The organism is Escherichia sp. E4702, from assembly GCF_963883545.1.
Classification (GTDB): domain Bacteria; phylum Pseudomonadota; class Gammaproteobacteria; order Enterobacterales; family Enterobacteriaceae; genus Escherichia.
The window spans coordinates 261378-287798 of record NZ_CAWORF010000005.1; the positions used below are offsets into that span (position 1 = coordinate 261378).

21 protein-coding genes and 3 tRNA genes are annotated in these 26421 nt (G+C 51.4%); 14 read left to right on the top strand and 10 right to left on the bottom strand.

What is annotated here, in order from left to right; genetic code table 11:
• Positions 1-178: 178 nt before the first annotated feature.
• Together norW and norV are read right to left on the bottom strand one after the other, a co-directional pair.
• Complete coding sequence (gene norW / locus AACU94_RS02590; protein ID WP_135488883.1) at positions 179-1312, bottom strand: NADH:flavorubredoxin reductase NorW; 1134 nt, start codon at positions 1310-1312, stop codon at positions 179-181.
• Positions 1309-2748, bottom strand: coding sequence for an anaerobic nitric oxide reductase flavorubredoxin (norV, locus tag AACU94_RS02595; RefSeq protein WP_000029622.1), 1440 nt, complete (start codon positions 2746-2748; stop codon positions 1309-1311). The genes norW and norV overlap by 4 nt, the downstream gene beginning before the upstream one ends.
• A 186-nt stretch (positions 2749-2934) precedes the next feature.
• Between norV and norR the strand changes: the two genes are divergently transcribed.
• Positions 2935-4449: a nitric oxide reductase transcriptional regulator NorR gene (norR, locus tag AACU94_RS02600; RefSeq protein ID WP_135488884.1), complete on the top strand. Its 1515-nt coding sequence runs from the start codon at positions 2935-2937 to the stop codon at positions 4447-4449.
• Here the strand turns inward: norR and gutQ are convergent.
• Entirely contained in the window at positions 4446-5411 is a 966-nt protein-coding gene (gene gutQ / locus AACU94_RS02605; protein WP_001287397.1) for an arabinose-5-phosphate isomerase GutQ, read from the bottom strand. The genes norR and gutQ overlap by 4 nt on opposite strands.
• A 253-nt stretch (positions 5412-5664) precedes the next feature.
• Between gutQ and mltB the strand changes: the two genes are divergently transcribed.
• The 13 genes from mltB to luxS all read left to right on the top strand — a co-directional run bounded on the left by mltB (position 5665) and on the right by luxS (position 16939).
• Positions 5665-6744 carry a lytic murein transglycosylase B gene (mltB, locus tag AACU94_RS02610; protein ID WP_135403802.1) on the top strand — a complete coding sequence of 360 codons (1080 nt, stop codon included), beginning with the start codon at positions 5665-5667 and terminating at the stop codon, positions 6742-6744.
• 457 nt (positions 6745-7201) lie between these two features.
• On the top strand, positions 7202-7699 hold the full coding sequence (gene pncC, locus AACU94_RS02615; protein WP_130214441.1) for a nicotinamide-nucleotide amidase: 498 nt from the start codon (positions 7202-7204) through the stop codon (positions 7697-7699).
• Positions 7700-7778: 79 nt separating this feature from the next.
• Positions 7779-8840: a recombinase RecA gene (gene recA, locus AACU94_RS02620; protein WP_000963153.1), complete on the top strand. Its 1062-nt coding sequence runs from the start codon at positions 7779-7781 to the stop codon at positions 8838-8840.
• A gap of 229 nt (positions 8841-9069) precedes the next feature.
• A complete protein-coding gene (gene recX / locus AACU94_RS02625; protein WP_130221556.1) occupies positions 9070-9570 on the top strand; it encodes a recombination regulator RecX in 501 nt (166 codons plus the stop codon).
• A gap of 127 nt (positions 9571-9697) precedes the next feature.
• A complete protein-coding gene (gene alaS, locus AACU94_RS02630; RefSeq protein WP_135488885.1) occupies positions 9698-12328 on the top strand; it encodes an alanine--tRNA ligase in 2631 nt (876 codons plus the stop codon).
• 234 nt (positions 12329-12562) lie between these two features.
• The gene (csrA, locus tag AACU94_RS02635) at positions 12563-12748 is read left to right on the top strand and encodes a carbon storage regulator CsrA (RefSeq protein ID WP_000906486.1); all 186 of its coding nucleotides are present in this window, start codon (positions 12563-12565) and stop codon (positions 12746-12748) included.
• 315 nt (positions 12749-13063) lie between these two features.
• Positions 13064-13156 (top strand) — tRNA-Ser (locus tag AACU94_RS02640).
• Between the two features lie 3 nt (positions 13157-13159).
• Positions 13160-13236, top strand: a tRNA-Arg gene (locus tag AACU94_RS02645).
• A gap of 64 nt (positions 13237-13300) precedes the next feature.
• Positions 13301-13377 (top strand) — tRNA-Arg (locus tag AACU94_RS02650).
• A gap of 277 nt (positions 13378-13654) precedes the next feature.
• Positions 13655-14221 (top strand): fructose-1-phosphate/6-phosphogluconate phosphatase, encoded by a 567-nt coding sequence (gene yqaB / locus AACU94_RS02655; RefSeq protein ID WP_000273309.1) that lies wholly within the window; start codon positions 13655-13657, stop codon positions 14219-14221.
• Positions 14218-14646 carry a YqaA family protein gene (locus AACU94_RS02660; RefSeq protein WP_064529936.1) on the top strand — a complete coding sequence of 143 codons (429 nt, stop codon included), beginning with the start codon at positions 14218-14220 and terminating at the stop codon, positions 14644-14646. The genes yqaB and AACU94_RS02660 overlap by 4 nt, the downstream gene beginning before the upstream one ends.
• A 72-nt stretch (positions 14647-14718) precedes the next feature.
• Positions 14719-16275 carry a glutamate--cysteine ligase gene (gene gshA / locus AACU94_RS02665; protein WP_087898588.1) on the top strand — a complete coding sequence of 519 codons (1557 nt, stop codon included), beginning with the start codon at positions 14719-14721 and terminating at the stop codon, positions 16273-16275.
• A 148-nt stretch (positions 16276-16423) separates the two neighbouring features.
• Positions 16424-16939, top strand: a complete 516-nt coding sequence (luxS, locus tag AACU94_RS02670) for an S-ribosylhomocysteine lyase (protein ID WP_001130211.1) — start codon at positions 16424-16426, stop codon at positions 16937-16939.
• Positions 16940-17058: 119 nt separating this feature from the next.
• Here the strand turns inward: luxS and AACU94_RS02675 are convergent, their stop codons facing one another.
• From AACU94_RS02675 to AACU94_RS02705, 7 genes are all read right to left on the bottom strand, one after another.
• Positions 17059-19671 carry an autotransporter outer membrane beta-barrel domain-containing protein gene (locus AACU94_RS02675; protein WP_135488886.1) on the bottom strand — a complete coding sequence of 871 codons (2613 nt, stop codon included), beginning with the start codon at positions 19669-19671 and terminating at the stop codon, positions 17059-17061.
• A 623-nt stretch (positions 19672-20294) separates the two neighbouring features.
• Entirely contained in the window at positions 20295-21833 is a 1539-nt protein-coding gene (gene emrB / locus AACU94_RS02680; RefSeq protein ID WP_135488887.1) for a multidrug efflux MFS transporter permease subunit EmrB, read from the bottom strand.
• A 16-nt stretch (positions 21834-21849) separates the two neighbouring features.
• A complete protein-coding gene (gene emrA, locus AACU94_RS02685) occupies positions 21850-23022 on the bottom strand; it encodes a multidrug efflux MFS transporter periplasmic adaptor subunit EmrA (protein ID WP_001295175.1) in 1173 nt (390 codons plus the stop codon).
• Between the two features lie 126 nt (positions 23023-23148).
• Complete coding sequence (gene emrR / locus AACU94_RS02690; RefSeq protein ID WP_000378441.1) at positions 23149-23679, bottom strand: multidrug efflux transporter EmrAB transcriptional repressor EmrR; 531 nt, start codon at positions 23677-23679, stop codon at positions 23149-23151.
• 90 nt (positions 23680-23769) lie between these two features.
• Positions 23770-24105, bottom strand: coding sequence for an L-valine transporter subunit YgaH (ygaH, locus tag AACU94_RS02695; RefSeq protein WP_130210894.1), 336 nt, complete (start codon positions 24103-24105; stop codon positions 23770-23772).
• Positions 24095-24832, bottom strand: coding sequence for an L-valine exporter subunit YgaZ (gene ygaZ, locus AACU94_RS02700; RefSeq protein WP_130210896.1), 738 nt, complete (start codon positions 24830-24832; stop codon positions 24095-24097). Before ygaZ ends, ygaH begins: the two co-directional genes overlap by 11 nt.
• 123 nt (positions 24833-24955) lie before the next feature.
• Positions 24956-26140 (bottom strand): MFS transporter, encoded by a 1185-nt coding sequence (locus AACU94_RS02705; RefSeq protein WP_135488888.1) that lies wholly within the window; start codon positions 26138-26140, stop codon positions 24956-24958.
• Positions 26141-26421: the final 281 nt, after the last annotated feature.

The following is a 26421-nucleotide window of genomic DNA, read 5'->3' on the forward strand; positions in this document are numbered from 1 at the left end:
TATGTGACCAACACATGCGTCCCCGTAGGTCGGGTAAGACGCGCCAGCGTCGCATCCGACATTTTAGGCACGGTAGCTGGATGCGACATGAACGCATTATGTGGCCTACACGTGCGCTCCCCGTAGGTCGGATAAGACGCCCAGCGTCGCATCCGACATTTTAGGCACAATAGGCCACCTACATCGGCAATGTTTTCAACAATCCAAATGCCTCTTTCATCCGATCCTCACTGACCACAAAGGCGCGAAGCTGGTCAGCATCGTCAACGCCGCGCGCCACCATTCCCTGGCGTTCGGTATTAATTTGCCAGCGTAAATCCTGACGCTGGGTTTCGCCTGCCAGATGCAGCGGTAATTCCGGCGTTTTGATTTTCACCAGCATCGCCGGGAGTTTCAGCGGCGTGTTATTGCCGAGAAGATTTTTTGCCAGCACCATCGCGCTAAGTTGAATCGGCTGGAGGAACGGCAATACCTGACCGTTAATTTCCGCGCAATCGCCCAGCGCATAAATATCGGCATTACTGGTTTGCAGATAACTATCGACGCAAACGCCGCGATTAATCGTCAGCCCGGCGCGTCGTGCCAGGGCTGTTTCCGGGTGCAGTCCGGTGGCGGCAATTACCGCATCCACTTCGATGCTACGCTGGCGGTCCAGCGTTGCCAGAATGCCAGAATCCGTTTTTTCCAGCCCCTGCAACTGAGATTTCAACAGCAGATGAACGCCCATCTCCGTCAACCGATGCTGCAAGCGGCTGCTTACTTCCGGTGGCATTAACGACGCCAGAATACTGGCAGCGTTGTCGATTAGCGTGACTGCTTTGCCTGCCCGACAAAAATCCATCGCCAGTTCGCTACCAATCAAGCCACCGCCAACAATCAACACGCGTCGGGCATCCCGCAGTTGCGTTTCACAGGCGCGATACTCTTGCTGACTATTTAACGTCAGCATTAACTCACGCCCGGGCACTGGCGGGACAAAGGCGCTGGCACCGGTTGCCAGCACTAACTTGTCGTATTGCCACTGATTATTCTGGCTTTTCACTACATGGGCTTCGGCATCGATATCCGTCACCCAGGTGTGTGGAAACAGGCGCAGATTAAACTGCTCGGCAAATTCACCCGCCGTCTGGCGGGTAAGGTCGTCGGCACATTGCCCCTGGCTGATAACATGGCTGAGGTCAGGTTTGTTGTACTCATCCATGCTGTCGGCGGCAATCAGGGTTAATGGAATACTGGCGTCCTGTTTGCGAATATTTTTCACCAGTTGGCGGGCGGCGAAGCCCGAACCAATGATCACAATGCCGTTGCTCATTTTGCCTCCGATGCCAGTTCGTCAAAGACGTCTTTGCCGAGGGAGCATTCCGGGCAGAGGAAGTTATCCGGAACTTCACTCCACGGCGTTCCCGGTGCAACGTCCTGCATTGGCTCTCCTTTTGCCGGATCGTAAATCCACTGGCAGACGCTGCACTGCATCCGTGGGCCGAGGTCAGCCGTCGTGGTGGCAGAGGTTTCTTCTTTAACCACCGTATTCACCGTGCTCTGCGGCAGCGGCGCGAGCGCCCACTGACGGGCGATTTCGCGACCGTGTTCACGGCATAACTCCAGAGCGTCCTGGTCCGGTCGCCATTTGGCTTTCAGGCTAAGCGACATTTCGAAACCCGCATCCTGCAGGCGCGTGGAAAGACGATCCACCGCACCGCCGCTCCAGCCGTGAGAGCCGAAAGCACTGGCGCGTTTGTTACGGAAGCGTAAACCGGTCATCTCCTCCACCAGCCCGGCGATTTTCGGCATCATCACGTTATTCATCGTTGAAGTGCCGACCAACACGCCTTTTGAGCGGAAGACATTGGTCAGGATTTCGTTTTTATCGCTTCGGGCGACGTTGAAAATTTTCACCGCCACGCGCGGGTCGGTTTCCGCAATCCCTTGGGCGATAGCATCGGCCATCATGCGGGTATTATTCGACATGGTGTCGTAGAAAATGGTGATTCTGTCTTCCTGATAATCCGCCGCCCATTTCAGGTACAGCTCGACAATTTGCGTCGGGTTATCGCGCCATACCACGCCGTGAGAGGTCGCTATCATATCGACTGGTAAGTTAAAGCCCAGGATCTCGGTAATTTTCGGCGTTACCAGGCGGCTGAACGGCGTCAGGATATTGGCGTAGTAACGCTGGCACTGTTCGAAAAGCTCCGTCTGATCCACTTCATCGTTGAACAGATGCTCGTCGCAGTAGTGCTGACCGAAAGCATCGTTACTGAACAGCACTGCGTCGCCTGTCAGGTAAGTCATCATGCTGTCCGGCCAGTGCAGCATTGGCGTTTCGACAAAAATGAGCTGTTTGCCGTTGCCGATATCCAGCGTGTCGCCAGTTTTCACCACATTAAAATTCCACTCCGGATGATGGTGATGACCATTTATCGAGTCGATAGCGTTGGCTGTACAGTAGATCGGCGTATCGGGAATTTGCGCCATCAGTTCGGTCAGCGCCCCGGCGTGGTCCTCTTCAGCATGGTTAATCACGATGTAATCGATATCCGCCAGATCGATTTCATTACGCAGGTTCTGCACAAATTCGCGGCTGAATTTATGGTCGACGGTGTCGATCAGCACGTTTTTTTCTTCGCGGATGAGGTAGCTGTTGTAGCTGCTGCCGCGCAGCGTTTTATATTCCGTGCCGTGAAAATCTCGTACTTCCCAGTCACGTTGACCAACCCAATGAATGTTATTTTTCACCACAATAGACATAGCAACCTCAATTTATTCAGCGTGTTCTAAAAAGATGTCTTGCTAATTGCAGATTGCGTGCCAGTTTTTTATCTAATTGTTTTTACTCTATAAATAAAATTATGCTCATTAATGAGTAGTCAAAATGACTATTAATAAAATGGTCGATATGACAATATCTATAGTCAAATTGACAGTGAGGCAAAGATGAGTTTTTCCGTTGATGTGCTGGCGAATATCGCCATCGAATTGCAGCGTGGGATTGGTCATCAGGATCGTTTTCAGCGCCTGATCACCACGCTGCGTCAGGTGCTGGAGTGCGATGCGTCTGCGTTGCTACGTTACGACTCGCGGCAGTTTATTCCGCTTGCCATCGACGGGCTGGCTAAGGATGTACTCGGTAGACGCTTTGCGCTGGAAGGTCATCCACGGCTGGAAGCGATTGCCCGCGCGGGTGATGTGGTGCGTTTTCCCGCAGACAGCGAATTGCCCGATCCCTATGACGGTTTGATTCCAGGGCAGGAGAGTCTGAAGGTTCACGCCTGTGTTGGTCTGCCGTTGTTTGCCGGACAAAACCTGATCGGCGCACTGACGCTCGACGGGATGCAGCCCGATCAGTTCGATGTTTTCAGCGACGAAGAGTTACGGCTGATTGCTGCGCTGGCGGCGGGAGCGTTAAGCAATGCGTTGCTGATTGAGCAACTGGAAAGCCAGAATATGCTGCCAGGCGATGCCGCGCCGTTTGAAGCGGTGAAACAGACGCAGATGATCGGTCTGTCCCCAGGCATGATGCAACTGAAAAAAGAGATTGAGATTGTGGCGGCGTCCGATCTCAACGTCCTGATCAGCGGTGAGACGGGAACCGGTAAGGAGCTGGTGGCGAAAGCGATTCATGAAGCCTCGCCACGGGCGGTGAATCCGCTGGTCTATCTCAACTGTGCCGCACTGCCGGAAAGTGTGGCGGAAAGTGAGTTGTTCGGGCATGTGAAAGGAGCGTTTACTGGCGCTATCAGTAACCGCAGCGGGAAGTTTGAAATGGCGGATAACGGCACGCTGTTTCTGGATGAGATCGGCGAGTTGTCGTTGGCATTGCAGGCCAAGCTGCTGCGGGTGTTGCAGTATGGCGATATTCAGCGCGTTGGTGATGACCGCAGTTTGCGGGTCGATGTGCGCGTGCTGGCGGCGACTAACCGCGATTTGCGCGAAGAGGTGCTGGCAGGGCGATTCCGCGCCGATTTGTTCCATCGCCTGAGCGTGTTTCCGCTTTCGGTGCCGCCGCTGCGTGAGCGGGGCGATGATGTCATTCTGCTGGCGGGGTATTTCTGCGAGCAGTGTCGTTTGCGGCTGGGGCTCTCCCGCGTGGTATTAAGTGCCGGGGCGCGAAAATTACTGCAACACTACAGTTTTCCGGGGAACGTGCGCGAACTGGAACATGCTATTCATCGGGCGGTAGTGCTGGCGAGAGCCACTCGCAGCGGCGATGAAGTGACTCTTGAGGCGCAACATTTTGCTTTTCCTGAGGAGGCATTGCCGCCGCCAGAAGTGATGACAACGCCCGTCGTTAAGCAAAATCTGCGTGAAGCGACAGAAGCGTTCCAGCGTGAAACCATTCGCCAGGCACTGGCACAAAATCATCACAACTGGGCTGCCTGCGCGCGGATGCTGGAAACCGACGTCGCCAACCTGCATCGGCTGGCGAAACGTCTGGGATTGAAGGATTAAATAATCCCAGCCTGATAGAAATCCTGCAGGTTAATTGCGCCGGTGAGTTTGCCGTTTTCATCCACCACCGGTGCGGCAGTGATTTTGCGCTTCATCAGGATCTCTTTGGCGTCGATGGCACGACTTTGCGATTGCAACGTGGTGCCGCCGACCGTCATCGCTTCATTAACTGGCGTGGTGAGTGCGCCGCCGCCAACCAGCCAGCGACGTAAATCGCCGTCGGTAAAGACGCCTTGTACCTGTTGTTGAGCGTCACATACCGCCACCAGCCCCAGACCGGTGCGACTGAGCTCCAGCATCGCATCCATCACGCTGGCGGTTAACGCCACTTGCGGGATAGCGTCATCACGGCGCATCAGATGATGCACTTTATTCAGCAAGCGAGCGCCCAGTGCGCCAGCAGGGTGGGAGCGGGCAAAATCTTCTTCATTAAATCCGCGCGCCTGCATGACCGCCATCGCCAGCGCATCACCCATCATCAGGGTATTCACAGTGCTGGAGGTCGGTGCAAGGTGCATCGGGCAGGCTTCGCGTTCTACGGAGATATCCAGCACCGCTTTCGCCGCCAGGCCCAGCGGTGACGTCGGTTTGCCGGTCATCGCCAGCAGCGCGATAGATTTGTCTTCCAGACGCGGAATAATCAGATCCAGTTCCTTCGCGCCACCGGAGTAGGAGATAAACAGCATCACATCGCGGCTTTCAATCATCCCCAGATCGCCGTGCAGTGCTTCTGCCGGATGGACAAAAAAAGCCGGTGTGCCGGTGCTGGCAAGTGTTGCGGCGATTTTCTTACCAATGTGGCCCGATTTGCCAATTCCCGAAACCACCACTTTGCCTTCGCAGTGCAGGATGATATTGGCGGCGCGAACAAAATCATCGCCCAGACGTTCCGGTAAACGGCTTGCTTCCTGCAACTCCAGTATTAACGTCTGACGTCCCGCGTTCAGTAGTGCTTCACTCATTGCTCTCTCCGGTTAAGGTCCATTTATTTATTCCAGCCAGGGATTGATGGCCGGAATGAGCGCTCATTATCCAGCGCTATGGGAAGGGAAACAACATATGTGAATTTAGTTACAACATACTTTAAGAAAAAATATGAACTGAAAGAAGAGACTAAAGAGAAATTGAGTGCCGAAAACAGACTACCGCTTCCTTGTGCTGGGCGGGATGCTTTACCATACTTGCCCCTGGTTGAATTTGTTAAATGGACCCCTCATGTTCAAGCATCGTTATGTAACATTGCTTCCCCTTTTTGTGTTACTTGCCGCCTGTAGCAGCAAGCCAAAACCGACTGAGACAACCACCGGAACGCCGTCCGGCGGCTTCCTGCTTGAGCCGCAGCACAATGTGATGCAGATGGGCGGTGATTTTGCCAATAACCCCAATGCCCAGCAGTTCATCGAAAAAATGGTGAACAAACACGGTTTCGATCGTCAGCAGTTGCAGGAAATTCTCTCTCAGGCGAAACGTCTGGATTCGGTACTGCGGCTGATGGATAACCAGGCGCCAACCACATCGGTGAAACCGCCATCCGGTCCGAACGGCGCATGGCTGCGTTATCGCAAAAAATTTATTACGCCGGATAACGTGCAGAACGGCGTGGTTTTCTGGAATCAGTATGAAGATGCGCTGAATCGCGCGTGGCAGGTGTATGGTGTACCGCCGGAAATTATCGTCGGGATTATCGGCGTCGAAACCCGCTGGGGGCGCGTGATGGGGAAAACCCGCATCCTCGATGCGCTGGCAACGCTGTCATTTAACTACCCACGCCGCGCGGAGTATTTCTCTGGCGAGCTGGAAACTTTTCTGCTGATGGCGCGCGATGAGCAGGACGATCCGCTCAATCTGAAAGGTTCCTTTGCCGGTGCGATGGGCTACGGACAGTTTATGCCGTCGTCTTACAAACAATATGCGGTAGATTTCAGCGGCGACGGGCATATCAACCTGTGGGATCCGGTTGATGCTATTGGTAGTGTGGCGAACTATTTCAAAGCGCACGGCTGGGTTAAAGGTGATCAGGTTGCGGTGATGGCAAACGGCCAGGCCCCAGGCTTGCCAAATGGTTTCAAAACCAAGTACAGCATTTCTCAGCTTGCTGCGGCAGGTTTAACGCCACAGCAGTCGCTGGGCAACCATCAACAGGCCAGCCTGCTGCGTCTGGATGTTGGAACAGGTTATCAGTACTGGTACGGTCTGCCGAACTTCTACACCATTACCCGTTATAACCACAGCACCCATTACGCAATGGCGGTCTGGCAGTTAGGACAAGCGGTGGCGCTGGCGCGCGTACAGTAACTATCTGCAAGAGGGAGGTTAAACTTCCCTCTGCTTTCTTACTGTTTATTCGAATGACGTAATTGCCTGATTTTTTTGACAGCGATATCGCATATCCCAGGCAGACAACGCCTAACGCAGCCTGACCGAAGTCGAAAGGTTCAAGATAGCCAGAAGATAAAATCTTACATATCACTGAAACCAGTGCGCTGATGCCACCAATGATGACCCACATACGTATTTGCGTGGTCTGTTTAAGCACGTTTTGGGGGGTGTTATCCGTTTTCTTTGTTGTCATTATTTTTCTCTCCCTGTGAATACCTGGCAATATGAACGCTGCATGGTAGCGTTTTTCTTTACCGGTTGGCCGCAACAGTCTTATTTCGGAATGCGACTCGTAAAATGAATCGCTGATCCCCATCTTCTGCGGGAAAGTGCTATCTTGTCCGGCATAAATTTTTGACTGACAGAGGTTGTGATGACTGACAGTGAACTGATGCAGTTAAGCGAGCAGGTAGGGCTGGCGCTGAAATCCCGTGGCGCAACCGTAACAACCGCTGAATCCTGTACTGGCGGTTGGGTAGCGAAAGTGATTACCGATATTGCCGGCAGTTCCGCCTGGTTTGAACGCGGATTTGTCACCTACAGTAACGAAGCCAAAGCGCAGATGATCGGCGTACGCGAAGAGACGCTGGCGCAGCATGGCGCGGTGAGTGAACCTGTCGTGGTGGAAATGGCGATAGGCGCACTGAAAGCGGCTCGTGCTGATTATGCGGTTGCTATCAGTGGCATCGCCGGACCGGATGGCGGCAGCGAAGAGAAGCCTGTCGGCACCGTCTGGTTTGCTTTTGCCACAGCCCGCGGCGAAGGCATTACCCGCCGGGAATGCTTTAGCGGCGACCGCGATGCCGTGCGTCGTAAGGCGACGGCTTATGCCTTAAATACGCTGCGGCAACAATTTCTACAAAACACTTGATACTGTATGACTATACAGTATAATTGCTTCAACAGAACATATTGACTATCCGGTATTACCCGGCATGACAGGAGTAAAAATGGCTATCGACGAAAACAAACAGAAAGCGTTGGCGGCAGCACTGGGCCAGATTGAGAAACAATTTGGTAAAGGCTCCATCATGCGCCTGGGTGAAGACCGTTCCATGGATGTGGAAACCATCTCTACTGGTTCGCTTTCACTGGATATCGCGCTCGGGGCAGGTGGTCTGCCGATGGGCCGTATCGTCGAAATCTACGGACCGGAATCTTCCGGTAAAACCACGCTGACGCTGCAGGTGATTGCCGCTGCCCAGCGCGAAGGTAAAACCTGTGCGTTTATCGATGCTGAACACGCGTTGGACCCAGTATATGCACGTAAACTGGGTGTCGATATCGACAACCTGCTGTGCTCCCAGCCGGACACCGGCGAGCAGGCACTGGAAATCTGTGACGCCCTGGCACGTTCTGGCGCAGTAGACGTTATCGTCGTTGACTCCGTGGCGGCACTGACACCGAAAGCGGAAATCGAAGGTGAAATCGGCGACTCTCACATGGGCCTTGCGGCACGTATGATGAGCCAGGCGATGCGTAAGCTGGCGGGTAACCTGAAGCAGTCCAACACGCTGCTGATCTTCATCAACCAGATCCGTATGAAAATTGGTGTGATGTTCGGTAACCCGGAAACCACTACCGGTGGTAACGCGCTGAAATTCTACGCCTCTGTTCGTCTCGACATCCGTCGTATCGGCGCGGTGAAAGAGGGCGAAAACGTAGTGGGTAGCGAAACCCGCGTGAAAGTGGTGAAGAACAAAATTGCAGCGCCGTTTAAACAGGCTGAATTCCAGATCCTCTACGGTGAAGGCATCAACTTCTACGGCGAACTGGTTGACCTGGGCGTGAAAGAGAAGCTGATCGAGAAAGCTGGCGCGTGGTACAGCTATAAAGGTGAGAAGATCGGCCAGGGTAAAGCGAATGCGACTGCCTGGCTGAAAGATAACCCAGAAACTGCGAAAGAGATCGAGAAGAAAGTACGTGAGCTGCTGCTGAGCAACCCGAACTCAACGCCGGATTTCTCTGTAGATGACAGCGAAGGCGTAGCAGAAACTAACGAAGATTTTTAATCGTCTTGTTTGATACTCAAGGGGCGCATCTGAGACGGATGACAAACGCAAAATTGCCTGATGCGCTACGCTTATCAGGCCTACATGTTCTCTGCAATGTATTGAAGTTGCACGGTTTGTAGGACGGATAAGGCGCTCACGCCGCATCCGGCATGAACAACGCCACTTTGTCAGCAAAACTTGGGTCGCATCTGCGGCCCTTTTGCTTTTTAAGTTTTAAGGATATGCCATGACAGACTCAACATCCCGTCGCCCGGCATATGCTCGTCTGTTGGATCGAGCGGTACGCATTCTGGCGGTGCGCGATCACAGTGAGCAAGAACTGCGACGTAAACTCGCGGCACCGATTATGGGCAAAAATGGCCCGGAAGAGATTGATGCCACGGCAGAAGATTACGAGCGCGTTATTGCCTGGTGCCATGAACATGGCTATCTCGATGACAGCCGATTTGTGGCGCGCTTTATCGCCAGCCGTAGCCGCAAAGGTTATGGACCTGCGCGTATCCGTCAGGAACTGAATCAGAAAGGTATTTCCCGCGAAGCGACAGAAAAAGCGATGCGTGAATGTGACATCGACTGGTGCGCACTGGCGCGCGATCAGGCGACGCGAAAATATGGCGAACCTTTGCCAACTGTCTTTTCAGAAAAAGTTAAGATCCAGCGTTTTCTGCTCTATCGTGGCTATCTGATGGAAGATATCCAGGAGATTTGGCGAAATTTTGCCGACTGAACGCATACGGTATTTTACTTCCCAGTCAAGAAAACTTATCTTATTCCCACTTTTCAGTTACCAGCCCGGCGGTTAAGACTCGCTGTAGCTGGTGGCGATATTTCGTTAGCTTGATTTCAGGATAATTATGAGCAAGAGCACCGCTGAGATCCGTCAGGCGTTTCTCGACTTTTTCCATAGTAAGGGACATCAGGTAGTTGCCAGCAGCTCCCTGGTACCCCATAACGACCCAACTTTGTTGTTTACCAACGCCGGGATGAACCAGTTCAAGGATGTCTTCCTTGGGCTCGACAAGCGTAATTATTCCCGCGCTACCACTTCCCAACGCTGCGTGCGTGCGGGTGGTAAACACAACGACCTGGAAAACGTCGGTTACACCGCGCGTCACCATACCTTCTTCGAAATGCTGGGCAACTTCAGCTTCGGCGACTATTTCAAACACGATGCCATTCAGTTTGCATGGGAACTGCTGACCAGCGAAAAATGGTTTGCCCTGCCTAAAGAGCGTCTGTGGGTTACCGTCTATGAAAGCGACGACGAAGCCTACGAAATCTGGGAAAAAGAAGTAGGGATCCCGCGCGAACGTATTATTCGCATCGGCGATAACAAAGGTGCGCCATACGCATCTGACAACTTCTGGCAGATGGGTGACACTGGTCCGTGCGGCCCGTGCACCGAAATCTTCTACGATCACGGCGACCACATTTGGGGTGGCCCTCCGGGAAGCCCCGAAGAAGACGGCGACCGCTACATTGAGATCTGGAACATCGTCTTCATGCAGTTCAACCGCCAGGCAGATGGCACGATGGAACCGCTGCCGAAGCCGTCTGTAGATACCGGTATGGGTCTGGAGCGTATTGCCGCCGTGCTGCAACACGTAAACTCCAACTATGATATCGACCTGTTCCGTACGCTGATTCAGGCGGTGGCTAAGGTGACTGGCGCGACCGATCTGAGCAATAAATCGCTGCGCGTTATCGCTGACCACATTCGTTCTTGTGCGTTCCTGATCGCGGATGGCGTAATGCCGTCCAACGAAAACCGTGGTTATGTACTGCGTCGTATCATTCGTCGCGCAGTGCGTCACGGCAATATGCTGGGCGCGAAAGAAACCTTCTTCTACAAACTGGTTGGTCCGCTGATCGACGTTATGGGCTCTGCGGGTGAAGACCTGAAGCGCCAGCAGGCGCAGGTTGAGCAGGTGCTGAAGACTGAAGAAGAGCAGTTTGCCCGTACTCTGGAGCGCGGTCTGGCGCTGCTGGATGAAGAGCTGGCAAAACTTTCTGGTGATACGCTGGATGGCGAAACTGCTTTCCGCCTGTACGACACCTACGGCTTCCCGGTTGACCTGACGGCTGACGTTTGCCGTGAGCGCAACATCAAAGTTGACGAAGTTGGATTTGAAGCAGCAATGGAAGAGCAGCGTCGTCGTGCGCGCGAAGCCAGCGGCTTTGGTGCCGATTACAACGCGATGATCCGTGTTGATAGCGCATCTGAATTTAAAGGCTATGATCATCTGGAACTGAACGGCAAAGTGACCGCGCTGTTTGTTGATGGTAAAGCGGTTGATGCCATCAATGCAGGCCAGGAAGCTGTGGTCGTGCTGGATCAAACGCCATTCTATGCAGAATCCGGCGGTCAGGTTGGCGATAAAGGCGAACTGAAAGGCGCTAACTTCTCCTTTGCGGTGGAAGATACGCAGAAATATGGCCAGGCGATTGGTCACATCGGTAAACTTGCTGCGGGTTCTCTGAAAGTGGGCGACGCGGTACAGGCAGATGTAGATGAAGCTCGTCGCGCTCGTATTCGTCTGAATCACTCCGCAACGCACCTGATGCACGCTGCGCTGCGTCAGGTTCTGGGTACTCATGTCTCCCAGAAAGGTTCGCTGGTTAATGACAAGGTGCTGCGTTTTGACTTCTCGCATAACGAAGCGATGAAACCAGAAGAGATTCGTGCTGTCGAAGATCTGGTGAACGCGCAGATTCGTCGTAACTTGCCTATCGAAACCAACATCATGGATCTCGAAGCGGCGAAAGCGAAAGGTGCGATGGCGCTGTTCGGCGAGAAGTATGATGAACGTGTACGTGTGCTGAGCATGGGCGATTTCTCCACCGAGCTGTGTGGTGGTACTCACGCCAGCCGCACCGGTGATATTGGTCTGTTCCGTATCATTTCTGAATCGGGTACTGCTGCAGGCGTTCGTCGTATCGAAGCGGTAACCGGAGAAGGTGCTATCGCCACCGTTCATGCAGACAGCGATCGCTTAAGCGAAGTCGCGCATCTGCTGAAAGGCGATAGCAATAATCTGGCTGATAAAGTGCGCTCAGTACTGGAACGTACGCGTCAGCTGGAAAAAGAGTTACAACAGCTTAAAGAACAGGCTGCCGCACAGGAGAGCGCAAATCTTTCCAGTAAGGCAATTGATGTTAATGGTGTTAAGCTGTTGGTTAGTGAGCTTAGCGGTGTTGAGCCGAAAATGTTGCGCACCATGGTTGACGATTTAAAAAATCAGCTGGGGTCGACAATTATCGTGCTGGCAACGGTAGCCGAAGGTAAGGTTTCTCTGATTGCAGGCGTATCTAAGGACGTCACAGATCGCGTGAAAGCAGGGGAACTGATTGGTATGGTCGCTCAGCAGGTGGGCGGCAAGGGTGGTGGACGTCCTGACATGGCGCAAGCCGGTGGTACGGATGCTGCGGCCTTACCTGCAGCGTTAGCCAGTGTGAAAGGCTGGGTCAGCGCGAAATTGCAATAATATAAGTGTCAGGCAATGCCGTGGACTTGCTTCACGGCATTCGCATCGACGCTATCGACAATGATAAAGTCAGGTTGAAGTTGTGTATATCGGCTAAACTTAGGTTTAACAGAATGTAATGCCATGACTGCTTAGATGTAATGTGTTTGTCATTGCTTACTTTTTGGCGTTATATGATGGATAATGCCGGGATACAGAGAGACCCGACTCTTTTAATCTTTCAAGGAGCAAAGAATGCTGATTCTGACTCGTCGAGTTGGTGAGACCCTCATGATTGGGGATGAGGTCACCGTGACAGTTTTAGGGGTAAAGGGCAACCAGGTACGTATTGGCGTAAACGCCCCGAAGGAAGTTTCTGTTCACCGTGAAGAGATCTACCAGCGTATCCAGGCTGAAAAATCCCAGCAGTCCAGTTACTAATCTTTCCGCGTCTCATCTTTAACGGTGAGACGCACCCTCAAAATTTCTCCTTCACTTCATTTTCTTTTCGCGTTACTCCCGTTCATTTAACTTTTGCCTTCATTTTTCTCTATCACTGCTACCTGTCAGAGGCCTGTTTTTCTGTTGATAAAACACTCTTTTTGACGTTTTTACAGACTAATTGAGCGCGAAGTGTGCAAACGATAAAAGTGTGGGAAAAATTGTTTGACTTATAAGTCTCAGAAAGTAATATGTGCGCCACGCAGCGACGATGAGCGATAAACAAGTTCTTCGAAGCACTCGTAAGAGGCGTGTGGTGAGGTGGCCGAGAGGCTGAAGGCGCTCCCCTGCTAAGGGAGTATGCGGTCAAAAGCTGCATCCGGGGTTCGAATCCCCGCCTCACCGCCATTTGCATCCGTAGCTCAGCTGGATAGAGTACTCGGCTACGAACCGAGCGGTCGGAGGTTCGAATCCTCCCGGATGCACCATCTCTTACTTGATACGGCTTTAGTAGCGGTATCAAAANATCAGCAGTAAAATAAATTTCCCGATGCATCCGTAGCTCAGCTGGATAGAGTACTCGGCTACGAACCGAGCGGTCGGAGGTTCGAATCCTCCCGGATGCACCATCTTCTCTGTATTACTCACGATTGATAATCTTCATGGTCTGCAATATTGATGTATGCACCAGGGAGGATAACGTTGCGCTAGCAACGGCCCGAAGGGCGAACGCCAGTGAGTCATCCTCCCGGATGCACCATCTTCTCCAAAAAATTTCCTTCAAAATATCTCATTTCTAAATAACTATTTTATCCATATCCTGAATAATCTTCCCTTTCGCCATCAGCGACAAAATCAAGCAATTACGCTAAAGTAGCGTCATATTTTTCGACTTGCGAGAAGACCATGTACGAGCGTTATGCAGGTTTAATTTTTGATATGGATGGCACAATCCTGGATACGGAGCCTACGCACCGTAAAGCGTGGCGCGAAGTATTAGGGCATTACGGTCTTCAGTACGATGTTCAGGCGATGATTGCGCTTAATGGCTCGCCCACCTGGCGTATTGCTCAGGCGATTATTGAGCTGAATCAGGCCGATCTCGACCCGCATGCGTTAGCGCGTGAAAAAACAGAAGCAGTAAGAAGTATGCTGCTGGATAGCGTCGAACCGCTTCCTCTTGTTGAAGTGGTGAAAAGCTGGCACGGACGTCGACCAATGGCTGTTGGAACGGGGAGTGAAAGCGCCATCGCTGAGGCATTGCTGGCGCACCTGGGATTACGCCGTTATTTTGATGCGGTCGTTGCCGCCGATCACGTCAAACACCATAAACCTGCGCCAGACACATTTTTGTTGTGCGCACAGCGTATGGGCGTGCAACCAACGCAGTGTGTGGTCTTTGAAGATGCTGATTTCGGTATTCAGGCTGCTCGCGCTGCAGGCATGGACGCAGTGGATGTTCGCTTGCTGTGAGTGAAGCTTTATCGCTTTTCTCGTTGTTTGCCAGTAGTTTCCTCAGCGCTACACTATTACCCGGTAATTCCGAAGTCGTCCTGGTTGCAATGTTACTTTCCGGGGTAAGTCACCCCTGGGTTTTAGTGTTAACAGCAACAATGGGTAATAGCCTTGGAGGGCTAACTAACGTTATCCTTGGGCGTTTCTTTCCACTGCGCAAAACATCGCGCTGGCAAGAGAAAGCCATCGGCTGGCTGAAACGATATGGTGCAATCACACTATTATTAAGCTGGATGCCCGTGGTTGGCGATTTACTGTGTCTGTTAGCGGGATGGATGCGCATCTCGTGGGGACCGGTAATCTTTTTTTTGTGCCTTGGTAAAGCGTTACGCTATGTTGCGATTGCAGTAGCTACCGTTCAGGGCATGATGTGGTGGCACTAATTGTAGGCCTGCACACATGGCCACCATTACAGTTATGCTAAATAAAACGATTTTGACAGGCGGGAGGTCAATTTGATCCCGGACGTATCACAGGCGCTGGCCTGGCTGGAAAAACATCCTCAGGCGTTAAAGGGGATACAGCGTGGGCTGGAGCGCGAAACTTTGCGTGTTAATGCTGATGGCACACTGGCAACAACAGGTCATCCTGAAGCATTAGGTTCCGCACTAACGCATAAATGGATAACCACCGATTTTGCGGAAGCATTGCTGGAATTTATTACACCAGTGGATGGTGATATTGAACATATGCTGACCTTTATGCGCGACCTGCATCGTTATACGGCGCGCAATATGGGCGATGAGCGGATGTGGCCGTTAAGCATGCCATGCTACATCGCAGAAGGTCAGGACATCGAACTGGCACAGTACGGCACTTCTAACACCGGACGCTTTAAAACGCTGTACCGTGAAGGGCTGAAAAATCGCTACGGCGCGCTGATGCAAACCATTTCCGGCGTGCACTACAATTTCTCTTTGCCAATGGCATTCTGGCAAGCGAAGTGCGGTGATATCTCTGGCGTTGATGCCAAAGAGAAAATTTCTGCGGGCTATTTCCGCGTTATCCGCAATTACTATCGTTTCGGTTGGGTCATTCCTTATCTGTTTGGCGCGTCTCCGGCGATTTGTTCTTCTTTCCTGCAAGGAAAACCAACGTCGCTGCCGTTTGAGAAAACCGAGTGCGGTATGTATTACCTGCCGTATGCGACCTCTCTTCGTTTGAGCGATCTTGGCTATACCAATAAATCGCAAAGCAATCTCGGTATTACCTTCAACGATCTCTACGAGTACGTCGCAGGGCTCAAGCAGGCTATCAAAACGCCCTCGGAAGAGTACGCGAAGATTGGTATTGAGAAAGACGGTAAGCGGCTACAAATCAACAGCAACGTGCTGCAGATTGAAAACGAACTGTACGCGCCGATTCGTCCAAAACGCGTTACCCGCAGCGGTGAGTCACCTTCTGATGCGCTATTACGTGGCGGCATTGAATATATTGAAGTGCGTTCGCTGGACATCAACCCGTTCTCGCCGATTGGTGTAGATGAACAGCAGGTGCGTTTCCTCGACCTGTTTATGGTCTGGTGTGCGCTGGCTGATGCACCGGAAATGAGCAGTAGCGAACTTGCCTGTACACGCGTTAACTGGAACCGGGTGATCCTCGAAGGTCGCAAACCGGGCCTGACGCTGGGGATCGGTTGCGAAACCGCGCAGTTCCCGTTGCCGCAGGTGGGGAAAGATCTGTTCCGCGATCTAAAACGCGTCGCGCAAACGCTGGATAGCATTAACGGCGGCGAAGCGTACCAGAAAGTGTGTGATGAACTGGTCGCCTGCTTCGATAATCCTGATCTGACTTTCTCTGCGCGTATCTTAAGGTCTATGATTGATACTGGCATTGGCGGAACAGGTAAGGCGTTTGCAGAAGCCTACCGTAATCTTCTGCGTGAAGAGCCGCTGGAAATTCTGCGCGAAGAGGATTTTGTAGCCGAGCGCGAGGCATCTGAACGCCGTCAGCAGGAAATGGAAGCCGCTGATACCGAACCGTTTGCGGTGTGGCTGGAAAAACACGCCTGACAGAAAAGAAAAAGGCCACTCGTGAGTGGCCAAAATTTCATCTCTGAATTCAGGGATGATGATAACAAATGCGCGTCTTTCATATACTCAGACTCGCCTGGGAAGAAAGAGTTCAGAATATTTAAAAAAATTTACCGGAGGTGGCTAAATGCCGTTGTTAGATAGCTTCACAGTCGATCATACCCGGATGGAAGCGCCTGCAGTTCGGGTGGCGAAAACAATGAACACCCCGCATGGCGACGCAATCACCGTGTTCGATCTTCGCTTCTGCGTGCCGAACAAAGAAGTGATGCCAGAAAGAGGGATCCATACCCTGGAGCACCTGTTTGCTGGTTTTATGCGTAACCATCTTAACGGTAATGGCGTTGAGATTATCGATATCTCACCAATGGGCTGCCGCACTGGTTTTTATATGAGTCTGATTGGTACGCCTGATGAGCAGCGTGTCGCTGATGCCTGGAAAGCGGCAATGGAAGACGTGCTGAAAGTGCAGGATCAGAATCAGATCCCGGAACTTAATGTCTATCAGTGCGGTACTTACCAGATGCACTCTTTGCAGGAAGCACAGGATATTGCGCGTAGCATTCTGGAACGTGACGTGCGCATCAACAGCAATGAAGAACTGGCGCTGCCGAAAGAGAAGTTGCAGGAACTGCACATTTAGTTGGTTAGTGCAGAAGCAGCCGGAGATGCAACAGCACCGTCCGGCTTGCCTGGTGCGCTACGCTTATCTGGTTGACGCAGGGAGCATGCCACCTGTACGTGACAGGTGGCAAAGTGGCATTAAAAGAGATATTTCATGCCCAACATTCCCTGGGTATCACTGTAACCGTTGTCACCCAACTGCTGGGCGACGTTGCCCCACAGTTGCAGACGCGGAGTAATCTGACCTTCCACCCCCGCTTTTAACTCGCCAGTGTTACGCGCGCCGATGATCTCATCGCCGATGTGATCCATCTTCACGCTGTAATTGCGGGAGTTATAAATCCAGTTGGCTTCCACGAAAGGCTGGAAGGAACGCTCTTTATGATCATCAATAGCATTATGACCCTGCAGATACGCTTTCACCCCCAGACGCGTTTGCAGGTTGCCTTCGGTGCTGTCCTCAACCAGAGTGCCATTGTCTTCCGTATGATTGTCTGCCTTCACATCCATCCATGTCAGTTGCATTTTTGGCTGCAACCAGTAGCTGGTACGTGCATCTGCGCTTTCACCAAGACGGAAGGTATAACCCGCTTCAATGGCGGCGGTGATGCCGTCAGAGTGATATTTCTCACTGGGCAGGTACTCGCCGGAGACGGTGTTATCAAACCAGTTATAGAGCAACCAGCTGTCAACATAAGTCCCTGTTTTATCTGCTTCATTAGCGTACCAGGTGCCATACACGCCCACACTGTAACCGTCGATTTGCCCACGTGAGCTGTACCCGGTCAGGCTGGAATGCGTGTGACTCTTGCTGTTGGCATAGCCAGCCATCAGGCCGAGATGCCAGCGATCGAGTGCGTTACTGCTCCATTGTGCGAGATCACCACCCAGTTGCAGAACATAACGGTTGCTCTGGGTATTCAGTTCATCCGAACGATCTTTAAAGCGATTATGTCCGCCAATGTTACGCATCCACAAACTGGTCACTTTCTGCTCGCCGGTTAGCAGGTCGGTGTATTGTGTTTCCCCCAGACGGTCATGCAGCCGGGTATTAAACAGCGTATTTGCCGCCTGAATATTGGCCAGATAGCTACCAATTTCCGGGCGATACAGATGTTTTCTAACAGGCGGCTCCGGTGTCACAGGCGGTTCTGGTGTTACAGGGGGCTCAGGTGTTACAGGTGGCTCAGGATCGGGTTCCGGGATGACGGGTAGTACCGGAGTATACGGTCCTGCGGGAATTTCACTGGTTAAAAACCAGTTCTGGTTGTCGCTTTTTACCACGTTGTAGTCATAGGGACCGGCAACAATACGACCTTCTTTACTGAAAACGCCCTCTGACAGGCCGTCAACCTCGACAATTTTTATTCCTTCCAGAGTATCCGCGCCCAGACCGCCCGCATTGTTGACCATGACGCGGGTACTACCGGAAGTATCCCCTTTTACGATGAGTTTATCAGTCGCGGAATTATCATCGCCGAGTTCGGTACGCATAACTAACAAACCATTATTAGCAGTGTAATTGCCATTAATGGTGAGTGTGGCAGGCGTGAATTTGTCGCCATTTTTTGAGGAAGATAGTGTTGCTGTACCCGCCAAATCCAGTGTATTTAAGGTTTGTGAAAAACCGTCTAAATCGATATTCCCTCCACTGGAGACAACATAATCGGAGTTTGGGCTGAAGGTATCGTTGATACCGGCGTGCAAGGTGCCTTTATTTATATTCGTTTGGCCAGAGTAGGTATTTGCGCCAGTCAACGTCGTGACTCCGGAACCTTCCTGGTTAACTTCGCCTTTACCAACTATATCTGCAGCCAGGATAAAATCTTCGCTGGAGTGGTTAAAATTAATTTGTGCAGCACTATCCCCGACATCACTTCCCATATGGATAATCGGCGTCTTGATGATCCCCGCTTTCTGTTCTGCTTCTCCCTGCGCTCCACCAATGTTTAGAATACCGGTGCTGGTTTCTGCTATCCCAATCCAGATAAATTGATTAGCACTGACCGTGGCATTATTACTAACGGTAAGTATCCCCTTGGCTTCGTTCTGCAATGAACTCAATCCTCCGAGGTTGATATATTCATTCACTGTTAATGAAGAATTGTCGCCATCAACCAGAGTTTCACCGTATCCAGTCCCGTGAAAATCAGGTGAACTTCCAGTAAAACCAATGAGCACATCCTTTGATGCTGTAAGACGACCGCCATGCGTGATTTCGAGTTTACCTGTTCCCTGATCGCCGACCATCACATACGTTGCAGAAACGGAAGAACCCGCACCGTCAATTATGACTTGCCCTTGTGCCTGGTAATCATATTCACCGATTCTGAATTCATTTAAATCGGTGATAGTACTGCCGCTAAGCACCATTAAGGTTCCTGAACCACCATTGATACCTAAATAAATATTGCGCTCATAAGGCGATGCCTTATTAATCGTCAGATGAGCATTGTTTTCTAATTTCATTATCCCTGAAGTTGCATTACCGATTGTGATTTTGGAGGTGGTTAGATCACGCCCGTCTATATTTAATGTTCCTTCACTTGTTGCTCCAACATTAAGATAACGAAATTGATCCCAGGTTGATGAATTATTTTCGGATGAGGATAGCGTTACAACATCATTATTGTTGATAGTAACATCGCTGTTGATACTTGTTGGTGGTGCCCATGCCAGTGCAACGGGTATTGATAACACGGTCGAAATAGCTATTGCCAGCGTTGACAAGGGATGCTTTTTGATGTTCATAAAGTTCCTTCTCATCCTTATGATTTATTTTTAGATAAATAATGAACTCACAGTAACCACATAAGAAAATTAGATTTTAACGTCTTTGGAACAGGTTACTGTTTCTTCAAATGAAGAGTAGTGCGTGAAACCAATGTTTATAAATCAGTTTAATTTATGGTTAATTTAATATTAATTTATTTTGATGGTTTAGGCGTTGTGCTAAAAAATAAGTTGCATAGTTTTCTGTGGCAAAAATCTTTAAATATCTTAAGCGGTAAAAAATGATAAAAAGAAAAATGAGGAAAATCATTAAGATGTATGATGTAGATATTATTTTGAATTTAATAAAAATGATGAATTAATTGCGTGTTTATTGTTTGCACATCTTCTTAGAAGGGGGTAAACACCAGGATTTTTATCAAAAAAATAATATAAATGTGATTTCTGTGTATCGATAAAATGCATAAAAATATGAGATAAAGCACACAATTCTTAAGAAGAATATAAATACATTGTCTATTTTTTTGATTGCAGAACTGTTTATTAAGCAACTCTCAATAATGGCATCATTTGGCGTTGATTAAACAACCGTTTACAGAATGAGAATATAAAAAAGGGAGCCGCAGCTCCCTTGAACAACCTTAGTGCGCACCGCCTCCGCCGCCACCTGCGCCAAATGGCGGTTTAGCAAACCACACCAGCCCCAGCAGGATGAGGAATATCCCGGCTGACATCCAGAAGATCTCATTGGCGGAAATAATCAGCCCCTGATTGGTGATCTGCTGAGCAATCCAGCCCGATGCCTGCTGTTGCGTCATCCCCAGACCTTCCAGTTGACTGTACATCGCCTGGGCGTTCGGGTTATACGGGTTCACCGATTCGGTCAACTGAGCATGGTGCATCGACTCGCGGTTAGTCCACATCGTCGTCGTTATGGACGTACCGATAGACCCCGCCAGCGTTCGCGTAAAGTTGGAGAGGCTCGATGCCGCTGCCAGTCGTTCCGGTGGCAGACCAGACAGCGTAATGGTGGTCAGCGGCATAAAGAAGCAGGCCACCGCGAAGCCCTGAATAAACTGCGGCCAGGCCGACGCGCCGAAATCCATACCCGGTTCAAAGGTATAGGCACGCCAGTAGAAGCAGACGGCATACATAATAAAGCTGAACGTCACCAGCCGGCGCATATCCAGTTTATGCGCGAAGCGGCCGATAATCGGCGACAGGATCACCGGAATAATCCCTACCGGTGCAGAGGCCAGCCCTGCCCACGTCGCCGTGTAACCGTAGACCTCCTGCAACAACTGCGGCAGCAGAACAATAGCGCCGAAGTAGAGCATATACGCGAGGCTGATACACAAGCAGCCGATGGTGAAGTTGCGCGACTTAAACAACGACAGATCGACTATCGGGTTATCATCCGTTAGCTCCCAGACAATCAGGAAGCAGATAGCCACCACTGCCACCACGGTAAGGATGATAATTTCCTGTGATGAGAACCAGTCCAGCTCTTTACCCCGGTCGAGCATAATCTGTAGGCTGCCGATACCAATCACCAGCAGCGCCAGCCCCACGGCATCAATCCGCCGCTGCTCGGTACGGGTTTCACGTCCGCGCAGGGTTTGCAGTGTCATCAACACAACGGCTACGCCAATCGGTACGTTGATGAAGAATATCCAGCCCCAGTGGTAATTATCGCTGATATAACCGCCGAGGATTGGCCCGCAGATAGGCGCGACAATCACCGTCATCGACCACAACGCCAGCGCGATAGAACGTTTGGCCGGTGGGTAGTTATTCAGTAACAGACTTTGCGAAAGCGGGATCAATGGCCCGGCGACAATCCCCTGAATCACGCGGAAGAAGATCAGCATATTCAGACTGCTGGAGACACCACATGCCCACGAAGCAATGGCGAAGGCGATGGTCGACCAGAGGAACAGTTTCACTTCCCCGAAGCGCTTTGCCAGCCAGCCGGTAAGCGGGATCGAGATGGCATTCGCCACCCCGAAAGAAGTGATTACCCACGTTCCCTGGCTGAGCGATGAGCCCAGATTCCCGGCGATAGTGGGGATCGCCACGTTAGCAATGGTGGAGTCCAGCACCTGCATGAATGTCGCCAGCGACAGCGCAATCGTCATAATGACCAGTTGCGCGCCTTCCAGCGGTTTTTGCTGTTGCATCACACGCACCTCTGGATTAGCCAGCGTTAGCTTTTACGATGTCGTCGATCAGTTTATTGACAGGTGCCAGGCTGATTTCACGCGCGGTGCTTACCGCGACCGGTGTGGAGCGTACTTTGTTTGCCAGTACCTGACCGTCACGGTTAGTGGTATTGACGCTCACCAGCGTGGATAAACCGATACGCAGCGGGTACTGCTCCAGCTGTTTCTGGTCCAGTTCGATACGAACAGGCAGACGCTGAACGACTTTGATCCAGTTACCGGTGGCGTTTTGCGCCGGAAGCAGCGAGAACGCGCTACCTGTACCCATATCAAGACCAACCACTTTACCGGTGTATTTCACATCATCGCCGTAAATATCGGTGGTGATGGTAACCGGCTGACCGATGCGCATATTGGCAATCTGCGTCTCTTTAAAGTTAGCATCCACCCACATATTGGTGGCTGGAACGACCGCCATCAGCGGCGTGGTTGGGCTAATTTGTGCACCAGGCTGTACTGCGCGACGGGAGACATAACCAGTCATCGGGCTGACAATACGGGTACGCTCCAGCGCCAGCCAGGCATTACGCACTTCAGTGGCAGCCTGTTGCACGGCAGGCTGATCTTCCAGTTTAGTCCCCAGAATCATCGCCTGATTGGCATTGTATTGTTGAATGGCGACATCCAGCTGCGCCTGGGCACTGGTGACAGCGTCGCGGGCGTGTTGCAGTTCTTCGCGACCAATCAGGTTGGCATTTCCCAGCGGCACACGGCGGTTGTAGTCACTCTGAGCTTTGGCGAGGGCGATTTTCTGCACCTCAATATTTGCCTGCAACTGTTTGCTGTTAATCATCAGTTGGTGGGTTTGACGTACGCTGGAAGCCAGCGCAGTTTTGGCTTTTTCAAACGCCTGGCGAGCATCCGTCGGGTCGAGAGTGACCAGCACATCGCCTTCTTTTACAAAATCGGTGTTATCGGCCCAGACTTTCGTCACACTGCCTGACACCTGAGACATAATTTGAATCTGATTTCCTGCCACGTATGCGTCATCCGTTTCTTCGAAATGACGCAGTACCAAAAACCAATAAATCCCTATCGCTACGGCAATAATAATAAAGAGCAAGGTGAGAAGGAGGAGCAGACGCTTACGTTTGCCGCTCTTCTTTACCGGTTGCTGCGGGGTTTGAGTCTCCGCATTTGCGCTCATAGTATTCTCCACGATCTTCTTAACTCATCGGCTGAGCCGACCTGCTTGCCAAAAAGGCCAGCACGTTGCGATGCTGGCCGGTCAGTTTTTCTTTTATAAGTCTGGATTTTTGAGCGAGATGACGCGTTAGCTCATCGCTTCGAGAACAGCACCGTCTTGTTCCATCTGATCGAGACGGGAGAGCAATTTGCGGGTGATTTGCTCGAGCTGATCTTTTTCTGTTGTGCTGAGCGCGGACCAGAGTTGATGCAGGCAGTTATGCTGCGGCGGTAAAACCTCGCGCAAAAACTCGTGACCTTTTTCCGTTAATTGCAGATGCAGGCAGCGGCGATCGTTATCGCTTTCACGACGTTCGATCCAGCCACGTTTTTCCAGCTCATCGGCAATACGCGTCGCATTGGTTCGGGATGATCCAAGAGCACAGCTCAATTCAGAAGGCTGAATACTGTGGTTTTCCTGAGACTCCAGCGTAATCAACGCCATAAACAACGTCTCGTTAATCCCCTGAGCCTTCAGCATTTTATTGCGGTTCTCCAGCAGCTTGCTTTGCATATGCATACAAAGACGGGTCAGAAGGATCTCCTGATAAGGAAAATCTTCGTGGCGGCTGGCGCGAAATTTTAGCATTTGTTCAATGGGCGTAAACGAACTATCCATTTGGGTATGACCTCATTAATTTCAGCCGATATAGTAACGACAGTGACAAATAAAGTAAATGTATTGTTTTAGAAAAATGATTCTTGTGGTCTATAGAAACGTCATCACTTTCCACGTCAGCCCGTAGGCCAGCGCACTCAATAAAGTGGGAATAATGATGCTGCGTGTTTTATAGAAACTGGCTCCCAGTACCGCAAAACCGACCAGCGTGGGTACGAAACGGCGTGAATCGTGTATCACTTCTGGTGCGGTAGAGACAACCAGCAGAGCGCAAATCGAGGCGATGCCAATGGTGTCGAGCAAAATACCCACTGCGCCACGCTTGGTTGGGCGGGCATTGCCCACTCGCAGGCGTAGGGGTAAATAGCGGAAGCAGTAATTCGCCGCGCCAACCAGTAATCCAAGCAGCAGAACCTCATAGCTCATCAGGTGCTCCTTGCCAGAATGACTGGATTAACGCAGTGAGGCAGCCAAAGACAATGCCTGCCAGAATGGCGACGGGAATAGAAAATAGCGTTACGCCAGCAAGGGCACCAACTAACGCTGCGGTAACGCAAAGGGATTGTTTGCGCTGGAAAGAGGCGAGCAGAAAACTCATAAAGAGTGCCGGCAGCATAAAGCCTAATGCTGCTTCGACGGCGGGATAACCTTGCAGCAAACCGCTGCCCGAAAATGCCCCTATTACCGTACCAAATACCCACGATGACCATGAACTGAAGGCAATGCCGATCATCCAGTTTTCGCTCCAGCGGCGATTATTACGTACCAGTTTTGCCGTTGCTGCGGCAAAAACTTCGTCCGTCAGGCCAAACGCCCACAGTGCGGTTTTCGATTTTTGCAGGCGTTGAACAATGCGGCTACGCAACGATGGACCATACAGTACATGGCGAACATCCATTGCCATAACGGTCAATGCGGCTACCCACAAGCTACTACCAGCTGCCAGCATTGCGGTGATGACAAACTGGCTCGCTCCTGCATAAATAATGCAGGAGAAAAAAACGCTTTCCAGGGGAGAGAATCCCAGACGGGTCGCATTCAGACCAAATGCAAAGGCCACCGGAATATAACTAATAACAATCGGTAAACTGTCTTTGCAGCCTTCCATGAAGGTCGCCGAACCAGAAGCAGGCAGTGGAGTAGGGCTTACCATAGAGTGTACGCTTAACGATTGTTAATATTATTAATAGTCTGGATGAATATCCTAACCTTATCAGACTGATGGGATTCTTAACACCCTTATAAGTGTAAAGCCACGAAAACGGTTGCTGATTGCTTAATTTGCGACTTCCTGACGATGAAAACCTCGCCACCAGACCAGTAAGTTAACCAGGGCAATCGTCGCGCCAGCCAGACAAACGCCAGCCCAACCGGCATGTTGCCAGGCGGATGCCGAGATCAGCGAACCAGCAGCACCGCCAATAAAGTAGCTGGTCATGTAACCTGCGGTCAGGCGATTACGCGCATCAGGATGAATACGATAAATCACGGTTTGATTGGTGATATGCACGCCCTGCACGGTGAGATCCAGTATCAGAATGCCGATAATTAGCGCCAGTACGGAAGCGTGGCCAAACCAGATTGCCAGCCATGAAAGTAACAGCAGCAGCAGACCAAACGTTGTGGTGTGGTGCGATTTACCCTTATCGGCAAAACCGCCCGCTGGACGAGCACCCAACGCTCCGGCTGCTCCTGCAAGTCCAAACAGACCAATTACACCATCGCTGTAATTAAAAGGTGGTGCGGCAAGCAAAAAGGCCATCGAGGTCCAGAGAATGCTGAAGTTGGCAAAAGTCAGGCAGCCCAGCAACGCGCGGGTGCGCAGGATCTTATCGCTGATAAACATACTGAAAACGGAACCTAGCAACTGTGGGTAGTTGAGGTGGGTTTCAGATTTCATTTGTGGCAGGCCGCGCCATAACGCCAGTGCCATCAGTGCCATTAACACCGATGCGACCCAAAAGACGGTGCGCCAGCCGCCGAGATTCGCCAGCAACCCGGCAACGGTACGCGCCAGCAAGATCCCCAACAGCAGACCGCTCATAATGGTGCCAACCACCTTGCCGCGTTTGTCCGGTGAAGCCAGCGTCGCCGCCAGCGGAACCAGAATTTGTGCCACGACCGAGAATAAACCGGTTAATGCCGTACCGAGGATCATCATCGCCAGCGACTGACTGCTGGCGGTAATCAACATACCGCCTGCCGCCAGTAAGGTCATCGAGACAATCAGGCGGCGGCGTTCAAACATATCACCGAGGGGAACAAGAAACAGCAGACCTGCGGCATAGCCCAACTGAGCGGCGGTAACAATAAAGCCTGCCGAACTGGCGGAAAGGGAAAAGTTACGCGCGATGGTGTCGAGCAATGGCTGTGCGTAATAGTTACTGGCTACCGCCAGACCGGTGGCGATAGACATTAGCACGATCAGCGCCGGGCTAAGCTCATGATTGGGTTTAGTCATTATTTTTGTTCATCAGGTGATGATTAAGCTGGAAATCAATAATAGCGGATGTTGATGAATATGGGATGAAAGATAGATTGTTGAAATGTGCGGTGTGGTTTGTAGGCATGATAAGACGCGTTAGCGTCGCATCAGGCATTGTGTACAGAGCGGCGGATGAGGCAAAAACGCCTTATCCGGCCTACGGAATGAGTGGGTTTGTAGGCATGATAAGACGCGCCAGCGTCGAGCATACAGGCATTGAGTCAGAACGGCGGATGCAGCGAAACGCCTATCCGCCC